This window comes from Thalassolituus sp. (assembly GCF_034111725.1).
Taxonomy (GTDB): domain Bacteria; phylum Pseudomonadota; class Gammaproteobacteria; order Pseudomonadales; family Oceanobacteraceae; genus Thalassolituus.
In genome coordinates this window covers 1-14,272 of sequence record NZ_JAWUWR010000018.1, presented here as the reverse complement: position 1 = coordinate 14,272, position 14,272 = coordinate 1, and the positions used below count along the sequence as shown (strand labels likewise).

17 protein-coding genes and 1 CRISPR repeat array are annotated in these 14,272 nt (G+C 46.8%); of the genes, 9 read left to right on the top strand and 8 right to left on the bottom strand.

Annotation, left to right across the window (positions count from 1 at the left end):
• From UXZ23_RS02905 to UXZ23_RS02875, 7 genes are all read left to right on the top strand, one after another.
• Positions 1-550, top strand: a 550-nt coding sequence (locus UXZ23_RS02905; RefSeq protein WP_320819152.1) for a class I adenylate-forming enzyme family protein, incomplete at its 5' end; no start/stop codon positions are given.
• A gap of 34 nt (positions 551-584) precedes the next feature.
• Complete coding sequence (locus UXZ23_RS02900) at positions 585-1,166, top strand: chorismate--pyruvate lyase family protein (protein ID WP_320819151.1); 582 nt, start codon at positions 585-587, stop codon at positions 1,164-1,166.
• A 21-nt stretch (positions 1,167-1,187) separates the two neighbouring features.
• On the top strand, positions 1,188-1,418 hold the full coding sequence (locus UXZ23_RS02895) for an acyl carrier protein (protein ID WP_025265245.1): 231 nt from the start codon (positions 1,188-1,190) through the stop codon (positions 1,416-1,418).
• Between the two features lie 10 nt (positions 1,419-1,428).
• Positions 1,429-2,013: a serine acetyltransferase gene (locus UXZ23_RS02890; protein ID WP_320819150.1), complete on the top strand. Its 585-nt coding sequence runs from the start codon at positions 1,429-1,431 to the stop codon at positions 2,011-2,013.
• A 36-nt stretch (positions 2,014-2,049) separates the two neighbouring features.
• Positions 2,050-2,601 carry a serine acetyltransferase gene (locus tag UXZ23_RS02885; RefSeq protein WP_320819149.1) on the top strand — a complete coding sequence of 184 codons (552 nt, stop codon included), beginning with the start codon at positions 2,050-2,052 and terminating at the stop codon, positions 2,599-2,601.
• Positions 2,602-2,607: 6 nt separating this feature from the next.
• On the top strand, positions 2,608-3,456 hold the full coding sequence (locus tag UXZ23_RS02880) for a sulfotransferase (RefSeq protein WP_320819148.1): 849 nt from the start codon (positions 2,608-2,610) through the stop codon (positions 3,454-3,456).
• Between the two features lie 34 nt (positions 3,457-3,490).
• On the top strand, positions 3,491-4,480 hold the full coding sequence (locus UXZ23_RS02875) for an alpha/beta hydrolase (protein ID WP_320819147.1): 990 nt from the start codon (positions 3,491-3,493) through the stop codon (positions 4,478-4,480).
• A gap of 15 nt (positions 4,481-4,495) precedes the next feature.
• Here UXZ23_RS02875 and UXZ23_RS02870 read toward each other — a convergent pair whose 3' ends face one another.
• Positions 4,496-5,515, bottom strand: a complete 1,020-nt coding sequence (locus UXZ23_RS02870) for a helix-turn-helix domain-containing protein (protein WP_320819146.1) — start codon at positions 5,513-5,515, stop codon at positions 4,496-4,498.
• Positions 5,516-5,636: 121 nt separating this feature from the next.
• Between UXZ23_RS02870 and UXZ23_RS02865 the strand changes: the two genes are divergently transcribed.
• Positions 5,637-6,491: a sterol desaturase family protein gene (locus tag UXZ23_RS02865; RefSeq protein ID WP_320819145.1), complete on the top strand. Its 855-nt coding sequence runs from the start codon at positions 5,637-5,639 to the stop codon at positions 6,489-6,491.
• A 12-nt stretch (positions 6,492-6,503) separates the two neighbouring features.
• Here UXZ23_RS02865 and UXZ23_RS02860 read toward each other — a convergent pair whose 3' ends face one another.
• From UXZ23_RS02860 to UXZ23_RS02835, 6 genes are all read right to left on the bottom strand, one after another.
• A complete protein-coding gene (locus UXZ23_RS02860) occupies positions 6,504-8,045 on the bottom strand; it encodes a hypothetical protein (protein ID WP_320819144.1) in 1,542 nt (513 codons plus the stop codon).
• Entirely contained in the window at positions 8,032-8,724 is a 693-nt protein-coding gene (locus UXZ23_RS02855; RefSeq protein ID WP_320819143.1) for an ATP-binding cassette domain-containing protein, read from the bottom strand. The genes UXZ23_RS02860 and UXZ23_RS02855 overlap by 14 nt, the downstream gene beginning before the upstream one ends.
• A gap of 6 nt (positions 8,725-8,730) precedes the next feature.
• On the bottom strand, positions 8,731-9,591 hold the full coding sequence (locus tag UXZ23_RS02850) for a putative selenate ABC transporter substrate-binding protein (RefSeq protein ID WP_320819142.1): 861 nt from the start codon (positions 9,589-9,591) through the stop codon (positions 8,731-8,733).
• Positions 9,592-9,623: 32 nt separating this feature from the next.
• Positions 9,624-10,736, bottom strand: coding sequence for a tRNA 2-selenouridine(34) synthase MnmH (gene mnmH, locus UXZ23_RS02845; RefSeq protein WP_320819141.1), 1,113 nt, complete (start codon positions 10,734-10,736; stop codon positions 9,624-9,626).
• Positions 10,733-11,767: a selenide, water dikinase SelD gene (gene selD, locus UXZ23_RS02840; protein WP_414491454.1), complete on the bottom strand. Its 1,035-nt coding sequence runs from the start codon at positions 11,765-11,767 to the stop codon at positions 10,733-10,735. Before selD ends, mnmH begins: the two co-directional genes overlap by 4 nt.
• Positions 11,768-11,902: 135 nt before the next feature.
• Positions 11,903-12,124: a hypothetical protein gene (locus UXZ23_RS02835; protein ID WP_320819139.1), complete on the bottom strand. Its 222-nt coding sequence runs from the start codon at positions 12,122-12,124 to the stop codon at positions 11,903-11,905.
• Between the two features lie 5 nt (positions 12,125-12,129).
• Here UXZ23_RS02835 and UXZ23_RS02830 point away from each other — a divergent pair, with 5 nt between their 5' ends.
• Positions 12,130-12,345, top strand: coding sequence for a type II toxin-antitoxin system RelE/ParE family toxin (locus tag UXZ23_RS02830; protein ID WP_320819138.1), 216 nt, complete (start codon positions 12,130-12,132; stop codon positions 12,343-12,345).
• 415 nt (positions 12,346-12,760) lie between these two features.
• Here the strand turns inward: UXZ23_RS02830 and UXZ23_RS02825 are convergent, their stop codons facing one another.
• Entirely contained in the window at positions 12,761-13,282 is a 522-nt protein-coding gene (locus tag UXZ23_RS02825; RefSeq protein WP_320819137.1) for a hypothetical protein, read from the bottom strand.
• Positions 13,283-13,644: 362 nt separating this feature from the next.
• A CRISPR array of direct repeats spans positions 13,645-14,222; the repeat unit is 29 nt; unit sequence CGGTTTATCCCCGGCTCTGCGGGGAACGC.
• Positions 14,223-14,272: the final 50 nt, after the last annotated feature.

Sequence of the window (14,272 nt, the reverse complement as noted above, 5' to 3'; positions counted from 1 at the left end):
AGCCATTAATGCATCTCCAAATGCCGACAATAGAAATTCTGTCGGTAAGCCATTAGCGAATACCATCATCAAGCTTATTGATGACGACGGCCACCCAGTACCTACTGGATCTGAAGGCGAAGTCATTATACAAACCGCCGCCATGACAAATGGCTACACGGGCTTGGATGAACTAACAGCAGAAACATTTAAAAATGACGGTTACCACACGGGTGATCTAGGCATAATGGACGCCGATGGCTACTTACGTATATCAGGTCGTAAAAAACTGATGATTAACGTCGCCGGGAATAAAGTTGATCCACTAGATATTGAAAAAATTGTTAAGCAGCTCCCTGGTGTTATCGAAGTGGTGGCACTTGGCAAGCCAGACCCTCTGTACGGAGAAGCGGTGAAAGTTGCGATCGTTAGCTCCGGCAATTTAACAGCAGAAGATGTGCGAGCGCACTGTGCGCAACATTTAGTCGAGTATAAAGTTCCTAAAATCATCGATTTTATTAGCGAAATACCGAAGAGTCCATTAGGGAAAGTCCTGCGTAAGTATCTATAAGATACCAAGCGTAGCCACCATTGAGGTATGTGCCATGTTGGATAATTTTAATACCAAAGGTTATGTAGAAGGCGGAATTATTACTAACGATCGTAACGAATCGTTAGACATAGCAGCTTTCCCGCCCATCGTTAGAACGCTACTAGTTACCGATGGAACCGTTACAAAAACACTAGAGGCATACTTCTGGGAACCCATCCAAGTTGAACAAATGGGCCAACGAGTTGCACCACTAGAAAACGACATTCCGCAGATGGGCTTGAAAACTGGCGATGACGTTTTGCTTCGTGATGTGAGTATTTCAGGCACGCGTTCTGGTGATGTATACGCGTATGCGACATCGGTACTTAACATCAATCACTTAGAAGAAGATGTCCGCAATCAGTTAATTGCCGGCACCATAGGCATTGGTGAATTGCTGCGCGATAAAGGCTTAGAAACCTATCGCCAAGTTATCGACATCTATCGTGAAATTAAAAAAGAAGTGGTTCCAGGTAGCAAGAGTTACTATTGCGGTGAATTAATTTGCCGTACTTACCTAATCCATATTGATAACGAACCAGTGATTCAGGTAACTGAAAAGTTCCCGTACCGACTGTATCAAAACAAACATTAAACTGAATCGGAGTATCCATTTATGTCCATGCTAGAGCGCTTAAAATCGACTGTCTCAAGCATAACGCAAGCTGATTATACGGATGTGGCAGCTGATCAAGCCCTCAATTTAGACTCTATCCACCGCATTTCTTTAATTGTCGCGCTGGAAGAAGAATTTGATATCGAAATTGACAGTGATGAATTAGGTTCAGAAATGTTCGATACATTTGAACAAATGGGTAAATTCATCGAAACCTGCATTGCTCAATAGGAATTATGAGATGGGCTTAATTGATACAATAATGGCTGACGTTCGCTTTAAACAACAATGGTTTTTAAGTGAAAAAAGTTGGTTTACGAAGAACGTACGAGTGTTTCTGGAACCAGGAACCATCGCCGTCATTGTGTTCCGTTACGGACAATGGCTAAGAAGCCTAAATAAAGTATTACGCATATTGTTATTCTTTCCGTACATCCTAGGCAAAGTCTTAGTTGTATTAGGATTCGGTATTTACATTCCCTCAACGGCGAAAATAAAGCCGGGATTCATTATTCATAACTTCTCTGGAATTTTTATTAGCAGCGGAGAAATTGGTGAAAATTGTATCGTTTTTCAAGGTGTAACCACCGGTCATTTACGCGGCAAACCAAATCCACCAAAACTTGGTAATAACGTTTTCTTGGGAGCGGGCGCGAAAGTGTTAGGCGATGTCACCATCGGCAACAACGTCGTAGTAGGTGCTAACTCTGTTGTGCTTTCTGACGTACCCGACAATTGCACCGTAATCGGCAATCCAGCACGAATCATTAATCGTGAAACCAACTGGATGGCAGAAAAGCGCGAAGGCAAGATTGCTAACTACTAATAGCAACCGACTCGCAGAGACTTATAAAGTAATTTTATGAAAAACAACGACCTTAGCCGAAAAGCCACATTTTTATATGGCAAAAGTACACTCGGCAACAAGCTAGCGCTACTCACTCAACGCGGTACATGGGCTGTTCTCGTGTATCGTTTTGGCCGTTTCGCTGGAAACGTATCCCCTCGCCCGCTCGGCTTACTGCTTAAAGTTATGTACTTTGGGTTGTTCTACATCACACAAATGCTCACCGGCATTAGCATCCAAGCCTACGCCAATATCGGCAAAGGCATGGTGGTGATGAACTTCAGCGGTATCTTCGTATTGGCCGAAAAAATCGGCGATAACTTTACCGTATACGAAGGCGTCACCGTGGGTAATATTCGCGGAGCACCGCGCTTAGCCATTATCGGTGATAACGTCACACTTGAGCCGGGTTGCAAAATTTTAGGTGATGTTACTATCGGCAATAACGTTGTCGTTAGAGCCAACAGCCTCGTACTTACGGATATCCCTGATAACTCCATTGCGATGGGAAATCCTGCTCGAATTAAACCATTAGAAACTGTTCAGCCTGCTGAAAAACAAGGGTAATTAACGATGTCGAAGTCCTCTATCGTAGACTTTATTGGTGTTGGATCTGGAAAATGCGGATCTACATGGTTTTTTGAGAATGTTATTCAACACCCAGAAATTTACGATGGTAATCCAAAAGAGATTAACTACTTCAGCGACTTGTTTAACCAACATAGCCCTGAATGGTACGCCAGCCAATTTAAAGGCTGTACTGATGACTCTCTTCTAAAAGGCGAGTTTTCAGTTACCTATATGTACCATCCAGAAGCGGCGAAGCGCATCAAAGAAAACTGCCCTGATGCTAAGATAATTGCCATTGTACGTGATCCTATTTACCGTACATTCTCTGATTACCTTCATGCCCAGCGCAAAGGCGACATTGCTCCAACGGTTCCTTTCTCTGACTACATTAAAGACGAGAAGAAACTAGAATTTGGCTGCTACACCCAGTATTTAAAACAGTTCTTTGATAACTTCCCTGCAGAACAAATCAAAGTCATCGTACTGGAAGACTTTAACGAGAACTACGAAAAAGGCTTCCGCGATGTCTTTGAGTTTTTAGGTTTAAAAGACGTTAATTTCGTACCACCCGGTGTAGAAGAACGTCGTAACCAAGCTCGTAGCTACCGTTTTATTAAACTAGAAAATTTATTGGTGCAAACCTACCGAATGCTAGCGAAAGCGGGGTACACCCGTTTAACTGAAACCGTTAAGCGCAGTGGTATTCCAGAGCTTTTCCGTAAATTTAATACCAGTAAGAAGCCGCTTCCGCAAATTGACGATGCGAGTAAAGAAGCGCTAAAACAGTACTTCGCCACCGAAAAGAAATTTGTTAGCGAATTAACCGGTAGTTCCCTTTCCGCTTGGCAATAATGCCGAGCAGATGCTTTATATCGAGGGCAGTACAATGAAAACTATAATAAAAGGCGTGGCTGCCACACTGTGCTTATCTTGGATTTTGCCGATATTTGTAGTCGACGCTGCCGCTGAAACGGCTCCAACGATTGAAAATATGCGTTACGGCAAATATAAAGAGAACGTAATGGATATCTATCTCGTTGACTCCGTGACTCCGGTCCCGCTGGCGATATTTATTCACGGCGGTGGTTTTAAATCTGGTACTAAAACTCAAGTTGATGATACTGACGTTAAAGAAACGCTGTTAGCGGCCGGTATCAGCGTTGCAACGATAGACTATCGTGTTACCTCCGATAAAGAATACACGCTTGACGAAATTCTTCGCGAAGATATGACCTTAGCCGTACAAATGCTGCGGCATAGAGCTACATCATTGAACATAGATCCTGCGCACTTTGCCGCTTGGGGCAACTCTGCCGGTGCCGGTGCCGCATTATATTTAGGCGTTGCTGATGATATTGCAGAACCTACTAATACTGACCCTGTGCGTAGACAATCCAGTAAGATCCAAGTCGTTGGTCATCTTGCTGGTCAATCAACGTACGACACCACTCAATGGGCAAGCATTGTTGATGTTGATCCAAACTGGGCTGAGCTTTCTGAGTTTGAAGACGACTTATACTGGTTCAACGTAGATAGCCGCGATCAAATAACGCCCGAGATGTATGCAAAGGTTGATATAGCTGCTCTATTTACGGCAGATGATGCGGCTATTTATTCGGAGAAAACCCCCGACCGCTATGGTACAGATGCCGGCCCGATTAATTTAGATTTCGACTCCATTGTTGACGACGTCGAACGAGAAGAAGCCAAAAGAGCTGCCCGCGTACTGATCGCTCACTCCTCAAAACATGCGTCGTTTATTGGCGAACACTGCACGGCCGTGGGCCTAACCTGTGAAATCATCACAACGATCGCACCAGGCCCCAAACGCGAACTATCCGACTTCATGATTGAGCAATTGTTACCAACGCCGTAGCCGCTGGAATTTTAATTACCGCCTACGCCGCCGTATTGCATCTTGCTGATACGCTCGCGGCGTTTGCCCGGTAAGCTTGCGGAAGGTTCGCGCAAAAGCCGCCTGTTCCGAATACCCCAACAACAAAGCAATTTCCGTTAACGTCAGCCGTTGCTCGGATAAATACTGACAAGCCAGCTGCAAGCGTAATTGCAATAATGCCTCTCTAAAATTGGTTCCCTGCTCTTCTAATCGTCTGACCAAAGTACGTTCCGACATCGCCAACGCTTTCGCTACGCGTCCTACCTTTGGATCGCTATTTTGTAACGCTCTTAAAAGTTCGGTATGAAATGCATGAATAAAATCCTCATCGCGATTCAGCCCCGAAAGCAAACCCTCTGCTTGTTGCTCCAACAAATCACGCAAGGCAAAGTCTGATTGTTTTACTGGAAGTTGCAGCACACTAAACGGCAACCATAAGGCGTTTGCTTCTTTATCGAAGCACACTTCTCCGCCGAGTGTGGCAACAAGAGCGGTCACTTGCGGTGACTGAGACCAAAAGAAATCGGCTCGAATCGCATTTAGATCTTGCTGCCCTGTCATGCTGCGAATAAAGGTCATCATACCGACGATAAAGACTTCATCAGAGATCTGCGTCGATGCCTCGTAGTCACGCGACCATACCAAGCCAACCGTATCACCATCGACCACTAACCGTGCTTTATCGCCATCGTGCAGCAAACGTTGATAACGCTCAAAACGCTGAAATGCCTCCAGCACGTTGTGACATGCTTGAGTTAAATAACCGATAACACCTAGGTGTGATGCCTTCACACTTTTACCCACAAGCACACCTACTGGTAAATCTGGGTAAACTCGCTGTAATTCATCTAGAGCTTGCCACCACTGCGTAAAGGTTAAACGCTTGTTAGCATCGAACCTTAACAAGCGGCTATACAAGGGATTATTAAGATCACCGCGCTGGCGCAAAAACTCGCATAAAAGAGCAGCAAGGTCACCACTAACCGAAAGATGGGCAAGCGCCTGCACGGCCATAACAAATCCACGTAGAAACAAAATCGGCTTAAAGTATCAAAAAACTGGCGTAAAAGATCAATAGTTATTTAGAAAACGATCATAAAATCACCGGTATCAAACAACAAATTAGGAAATCGGCATGCAAGATGTCATTCATGCGCTTATGTTCATCGCCGCTTTTGGCGTTATCTTTGGTGCTGTAATGCTCGGTGAATTTGCCTGGGCCAGACACAAAGGCAAAACCGGTGTCTATATCTGGCGTGAGACACTGGCCAACATGATGACGGGGGTTTCCTACAAGGTAGTCGACGGCATCGCCGTTGCGCTGTTTATTCAAGCCTTCTACCAGTGGGTTTATCAATACGGGTTCAAGTGGAATCCGGAATTAAGCCTCTGGAGTGTGCTGGCCATCATCGTATTCATCGACCTGTGCTTTTACGTCGCCCACGTTCTGATGCACAAAGTACGCTGGTTTTGGAATGTACATGTTACGCACCATTCATCCGAGCATATGAATTTTTCGACCGCATTACGCCAAAACTTCACCTTCGCACTGTCCGGTGGCTGGCTTGTATGGTGGATACCCGCAGCACTGGTGGGCTTTGATAAAAATTGGACGTTAATAGCAATTGAAGCCAACTTGGTGTACCAGTTTTTCTTACATACTGAACAAGTACGAACACTTGGGCCACTAGAAAAAATATTTAATACGCCATCCCATCACCGCGTACACCATGGCAGTAATCCGAAACAAATTGATACCAACTTTGGTGGCGTTTTTATTATTTGGGATAAATTATTCGGGACATTTGTTGCCGAAAAAGACGCAGGCGAAATCAAATATGGTGTTACTCGAATGCCATCGAAACCCTATAGCGCATGGGATCTTCAAGTACACGACTGGCTTGCCATGTTTAGAGATATTCGCCGCTACAAAGACTTACGCATACTGTATAAGCACCCAGATTGGGTAAAAGAACACTACGGCGAATAGAAGAAAAAAGGATTAGCGCACAGCCAAGTTGGCTGTCGTTAATCCCGCGCGTTGGCGCACACTGCGCGACACACCATCCACAAAAATATTCAGTAACGCGGTAATGATAATTAGGAAGAAGGCGCGATCAAAGCGAATATCTTCAAACGCCGAATCAACATAAAAGCCTAATGTGGCAATCCCTAAAATCCCCATGATGGCGCTCTCGCGCAGAATCACTTCCCAGCGATAAAACAAAAAGGCTAAAAACGCCGTGTAGCGACGTGGCAATTCTTGATAGACGTAGCGATCTAGGGGGCGTTTTGCAAAAGCCTGCGTTACATGTTCTTTCGCGTCGGCCTCGCTCGCATTCGACAATAAAAATGCGATCAAACCGGCGTTATGGAAGGCGAGCGCTAGAATCGCAGGAATCGCCGACGGCCCGAACAGCAAAAGAAAAATAAAGGCCAACATCAATTCGGGCATCGAGCGTAAAAACAGAAGCACAAAGCGGCTTGGTAGCCGAACGCTATTCAACACGATCACTTTGGTCGCCAAGGGATACATCAACACCGTTAAAATACCAGTGAGTACTAAGGCCAGCTGAGTAATCACCAAGGTCGTGCCGATAGCGGGCCAAGCCACCTGCCAAAACTGCTTATCTAGCCAACTTAAGCTTGCGGTTAAATCTCCGCGTACGAAAGAACTTGGCCAAATATCTTGGCTAAAAAACTGCCAAACCGTCGAACCATAAACCGTAGGGCTTTCGGGTAATAACCCAATTGCGGCCAAGGCATACAACCACCAAAATCGTGGTTTTAGCCAATATCGAACCGTCGCAATTAACAATAAAAACAGCCAAAAAACACCTGCCGCCTCGCTGTAATCGCCTTGTTTAAACGAACTTTCGAGAAAGAAGCCTAACGTCGGCAAACCAATAAAGCCTAAAATGGCACTAGACCGTAAAGCACACTCAAAGCGATAACGTACATAACCCGCCATTGCCCCATAGCTTTGCGGAATCAAGCCATACACATAACGGCTTAACGCCCCCGCTTTTGGACTCATCGACTGGGTGGGTAGCTGCGATTGCTGTTCGAATATTTCGGCAAAGACTTTGGCGAATACGCCGGTATACGGAATTAAAATCGCGAGTAGACCCGTAGTGGCACTTAATCCGAAGATTTGCATAAACAGCAATCCCCAAAATATTTCGTGCACCGCACGTATTGAAGCCATCGCCCAGCGCACAACACGAAAGCGAAATAACATGGCGAACATCACGCCCAAAGGCACGGATATCACCACCGCTAACAACGCAAAGGCGACGGTATGCCCTAACGCTTGCAGTAATTCGTTAATGGTTAAATGGGCAAAACTAGGGGTGATCATTCCCCACGCAATATGAGAAAGCTCTAACCAAGGATCAACCGCATGCAATTGCAAATCGGCAAACGGCAGACATACAAGCGCAGACACAATAAAGGCGATACTCAGCCAAAATAATCGTCGCCCTGTACCTTGAAGTTGCATCGAAAAGAAAGAAGAAGCCGACGCTAAATTACTCAGCGGCACTAGCATCCACCTCGTACATGGCATCGAGATGCACCATGGTTAATCCGGCGCTCGGGCCATCGAACACAAAGCGCCCTGCCCGCAAAGTAATAATACGATCAAAATGATTTAGGGCTAAGCGGCGATTATGCAAACTCACAACCGCAGTTTCGTGTTGCTTTAACACCAAAGCCAGCAGCTCGTCTGCCTGCAATGGATCTAACGACGACACCGGCTCATCACCTAAAAACACCGGCTGTTGACGATACATAGCGCGACCTAACGCCACCCGTTGCCGCTGCCCACCGGATAATTGATCAACCGAGGTAAACAACTTATCGCGCAAGCCTAATTGGCGGGCCAAGGCCTCAATCTCTTGCTTAGGCGCAGCAAATGGGCGCAATAAATTCACAAGGTTATAGAGCGTAGAACGGCGCTCTAACCCGCCACTAAAAATATTGTTATACACAGACAATGAATCGACCAACCCGCCATCTTGCGGACACCAAGCCGATTGCAAAGGAGAATTGTGATAAAGCAAATTCAATAAGCTGGATTTACCCGCACCCGAAGGGCCGATTAAAGCGACCTTCTCGCCCGCTTTAATCGAAAGCGAAATATCACTTAAAGCAGCAGGCCCAGCGCTATGCGCCGAGCTTTTACCATAAGAAAATGTTTGCTGATCTAAGTGAAATATCATCAGTTATTAATCGTCGCCCAATAAACCAATCGCTGCACCGGTTTCTTCAATGGGTGCGTAATCGCTATTTTTAGCAGGAACAAAGCTTTGACGCGGAAAGCTAGCCAGTAAATCAGCATCGGTCATATTCAATAACGCCGCCGTTACTTTCTCTTTAAAGCCTTTGCCGTAGCGCTGGTCTACATCGCCACGAATCGTCCACTGATAATCTGGGTAGGTAGGCGTTGTCCACAGTACTTTAACTTTGGCAGGATCTACTTTGCCTTCGGCCAACTCGGTATCCCAAACGCTGTAGTTCACGGCACCCACTTCATAAGCACCCGATTGAACTTCAGCGATGGTGCGGCTGTGATCGCCCGAAAAACCAACACGCGAGAACACATCATCAGGCGACGCTTTAAACGCTTCGCGAATATAAAATTCAGGCATCAAACGACCAGAGGTAGACCCCTTAGAACCAAAGGTAAAACTCTTACCCTTAATGCCTTTAGGAAATTCCTCACTCGCCTTTAAATCAGCGCTAGTATTGGCAATGATATAGGTTTTAAAGAACTGATCTTCGTAACCTTGCGCAATGGCTTCAGAATCAGGCACCAACAAACGCGCACGCACGCCCGACAAACCACCAAACCACGCTAGCTGCACCTGATCGTTACGGAACGCAGTAATCGCCGCAGGATACGACTTCACCGGACTGTATTTAACATCTACGCCCAACTGCTCGGATAAATACGCAGCGACCTTGCCAAAGCGTTCTTCAAGACGCGACTCATCTTCATCAGGAATGGCGGTAAAGGTAAATGTCTCTGCATTTACTAGCGCACTCGCAGCCAATAACACTGCCGCCGAAAGCCATTTTTTAAACATAGGAATTTCCTTTTTATTTCCGTAATAGAATCTTATCTAGACCCTGAGTTATTAAGTAAGTAATCACGCACTTCGCTAGCAGAACCACGAAATACAATACGCTCTGCTTTTTTATTTAATTGATAATCGTACATAGGATCGTAATACAGCTCTAACATAGGGCGAATCCAATCGCGATGCAGGCTATTATCACCGGCTTCATGCGCTGCAATAGCCGCCTCTAAAATAGCCGATATTTCCGCATGGCGAACACCCCCTAAACGCTTGCGCACACGTTGCATAGAATCGCGCAGATCAGCGGCAAAACCAGCAAAGCCTAGTTCATCACCCTCTTGCACTTGCCACTCGCCCAGCTTATGCAAAATATAATTATTAAAACTGTGCTCTACGCGATCTTCTAATTCGGCATCCACCACAACCACACCCGAACCTTCCATGCGCGCGCGCAAAACCGCAGGTAAGGCACAGCGGCCAATTAGCAGACTTTCATCTTCCAAAATAATCGACGCCGCATCATTACCCGCTAAATAATGATCTTTGCGTAATAACTGAATCGCTAAATTATTTTCAAAATCAATTTGCGATGGCTGCCCCGCCGGACGCTTGCCAAAGGTGCTGCCACGATGATGAGCTAGGCCCTCAAGATCAATACTATGCGGTAAGGTATTTAATAAATCGGTTTTGGCACAACCGGTACGGCCCGATAAAATAATGGCCGAACGCTGATCGACAACGCGCTCTAACGTATTAATTAAAAAACGACGCATGGCTTTATAGCCACCGGTAATACGCGGATATTCGCACCCAGCTTCTGCCAACCAGCGCTGGGTAATTTGGCTACGCAAACCACCCCGAAAACAATACAAATACCCATCGGGATTCGCTGCCGCAAAGGCCAGCCACTTTTGCACGCGCTCTTCTTTTACAGCGCCAGATACTAGCTCATGCCCAAGCTTAATCGCTTCGTCTTGGCCTTGTTGCTTATAGCAGGTGCCGACTTTTGCACGCTCGGCATCCGTCATTAACGGCAAACTCACCGTGTGCGGAAATGCACCTTTGGCATATTCCAGTGGCGCACGGGTATCCATCATTGGCGTATCGCGCAAAAAAATGGCGCTAAAATCTTTTGTATCAGGGCGACTCACGCCTGCACCTCAATTCGCACTGGGTTGTTAGTGTCGGTGGCCACCAGCTCACCAATACGACAGCAAGGTAACTCGTGTTGGGCTAATACCGCCTCCACCGCACTCGCCTGCTCTGGACGCACCGCCACCAGCAAACCGCCACTGGTTTGTGGATCGCACAACACCGCGCGCTGCTCATCGCTCAGCGGCGCAAGCTTATGACCATAACTCTCAAAGTTACGGGTCGTACCGCCGGGCAAACAGCCCAACGCTATATAATCTTTTACTGGGCCAAGGGTTGGGACATCGCCATAGCGCACAACCGCATTCACACCACTGCCTTCACAGATCTCTAACAGGTGTCCCATAAGGCCAAAACCGGTGACATCGGTAATTGCCTCAACACCCTCAATGCCCGCGAAATCCGCACCGGCTTTATTCAGCTGACACATCACATCGCGCGCTAAAAATTCGTGCTCTGGCTTTAACTTCTTCTGCTTTTGCGCCGTGGTTAACACACCCACACCCAACGGCTTAGTGAGATACAAGACACAACCCGCAGATGCGGTATTATTTTGTTTAAGACGCGATTTCTCGACGATACCCGTCACCGCCAAACCAAAAATCGGCTCGGGCGAATCAATGCTATGACCACCCGCCAACTGAATACCGGCATCCATACACGCCTGACGGCCACCATCAATTACCTGCTGAGCCACCTCAGGCGGCAACACATTGATCGGCCAACCCAAAATCGCAATCGCCATTAACGGCTTGCCGCCCATGGCGTAGATATCGCTAATCGCATTGGTCGCCGCGATACGGCCAAAATCGAACGGATCATCCGCAATCGGCATAAAGAAATCAGTAGTACTTAAAATCACCTGCCCGTTACCAATGTCGTACGCCGCCGCATCATCCTTGCTGCTATTACCCACCAGCAAGTTGGCATCCATAGGAATGTTCAACTTCGACACCAAAATGCTATCCAGCACCTTAGGCGAAATCTTACAACCGCAACCAGCACCGTGGCTGTATTCGGTTAAACGAATAGGATTGGACGTAACCGGCGTGTTCGACACAAAGACCTCAAAGCAAGAATATCTGAGGCCGCATGATACCTGAGAGGGAGGGCAAAATGTAGGTGACTAGACCCAAAGAGAATATGAACAAAAACGCTCTTATTGCTATAAGAGCTCGGGATTAACCCCATTACTGCGCAGCCAGCCTTCATCTAGCTGCCACTTCACGCTAGAAACCGCATCAAAGCCCATTACGATACTGCCAGCCTTGCTTTGTATCTCGGCCATTCGCTGTTGAGCTGCGAACATTTCCGGCGCACCGACCGGCACCCCTTTTAGCTCTGGAAATAACAGCACGATTAAATAATTGCGGGTAAATTTATCCATGGGGTTTGGTCTGTTGTTTGATACCTGAGTATACCGCTCGAAGATTCTGCATCCTATGGGTACACAAGTTTAAAATTAACGGCCAACTCACACTGTTAGGATATTCCTGGACTGAGTATGGCAAGCTCACCCTATATTTACTGAGTATTGGCTCGCATGAAAACTTTTACGAAACCGTAAAAGCGAGACAATATGCCGATATTAATTTAATGGAAAGCTAAGCTCAGCTTCTTTCATTTTGTAAGAGCGAAACTTTTTCGCGAGTATAGATTGAGGCACGCAGGACTGCGCTACGAGGATGTATTGTCGGTGGCGAATGAAGAGCAGATGTTTTAAGGGAAGAGATAAAGTTTTTAAGCTCCTGCTCTATCAGTGGCAAGCCATTGATGAACGGCCTTATTGTTCTTAATTAAGATGGGGGTTCGGGTTTAGAGCACTCCTTGCAATAATCCCGAGCATATTTTCAATTTTTGAAGCGGAATCCGCGTTATTCAAGATTCCTGGCAGTACATTCAAAAGCAGACGCATCTACCAATAACGCTGTAGTGCATCCACCGACAAAAGTAACCTCAGAAAGAAGATCATCCAAAGCCAGTGCAATATTCTTCAACTGAGCAATATTGATATCGTATGCGCTCAAAACGTCCCTTTAATTAGCTTTATCAGCAACTCCCTTGCGATTGCCAACTCTCTTGGTTTGCCTAAGCGCACGGCATCTATCAATGCCAATGCGTGATACATCAGCGCGTTATTACTTGCGGCCAGTGGCGCTGAATCATGAATTGGGGCAATCATCACACCCTCTATTGTGCCTTTTGGCTGCTGCCAGACAGTTGCAGGGGCTGGCGGCAAGATATCCGACTTCACATGAGGGCAATTCCACGCCGTTGGCACGCCACGACCAAACCCGATTTGCTCAACCGGATAGGCGTAACGTACGCCGTAGCAAAGCCACTCTAGCAAAGCACCACGCTCAACAAAACGACGACCATCGCGCGCTACTACCAGTTTGGCCGTTTCTAGGCGTTGCAAACCTTTGCTGAACTCGCTCACGCTGATACCAACCAACGACGCAGCCTCACGCAACGGCATCACAAGCTGCTGTTGATAATCGGCCCATAGCTTAAGCGCTATGAGCGTGTCTTGTGGTTTTAACATTTAGCTTGCCTCTAACTTATTGTTTCCGGTTTCGAAACAAGAAACACGCTAAATCATATAGTTTATAAAAGTCAATTGGTTTATACCTACAAACAAAAGAGACAAACTCGATCGACCACCGCATCCGACAACACTGGATGACGCCTTATCTTTGCACCAAAAACTGTATCTAATACACCGATCTTTAGATTCGCTATATGAGTTTGTTGAATACAACTTGATCAGCAAAGATGCATCGCTGGCTGCGCCTATGGTTTGTATTATTCGGGATAGATTGAGGCAAGCTGGAGTGCGCTACGAGGACGTATTGTCGGTGCCGAATGAAGAGCAGATGTTTTAAGAGGAGTAGTGAAATAATTATTCGGTTTATCCCCGGCTCTGCGGGGAACGCTCAACCGGCATAGGATCACCAATACTCACAGTCGGTTTATCCCCGGCTCTGCGGGGAACGCTATAGAAGAAATAAATATGTAAAGATGATTGACGGTTTATCCCCGGCTCTGCGGGGAACGCACAATGATCAACTCACCCGCACTTATCGCTTGCGGTTTATCCCCGGCTCTGCGGGGAACGCGTTGATTATTCCGCCAATCGACACCAAGAAACCGGTTTATCCCCGGCTCTGCGGGGAACGCTATTTATCGCACTTGGCCTTAACCTTCTCGTCCGGTTTATCCCCGGCTCTGCGGGGAACGCGCACGAGTAGCGAACAATCCTGACTGGCTTAACGGTTTATCCCCGGCTCTGCGGGGAACGCATTTCTGAATAGCTTTTGAAAAGTGCATGCGTCGGTTTATCCCCGGCTCTGCGGGGAACGCCTGCGCAACGCCCGCGTTTTCTGCGGTTTGCGCGGTTTATCCCCGGCTCTGCGGGGAACGCTCGATAAAAATTGGCGAGAGTTTTAAAGCCGCCGGTTTATCCCCGGCGCTGCGGGGAACGCTTCGTATGGATCGATTCGAGCAAAAGACGGACCGGTTTATCCCCGGCTCT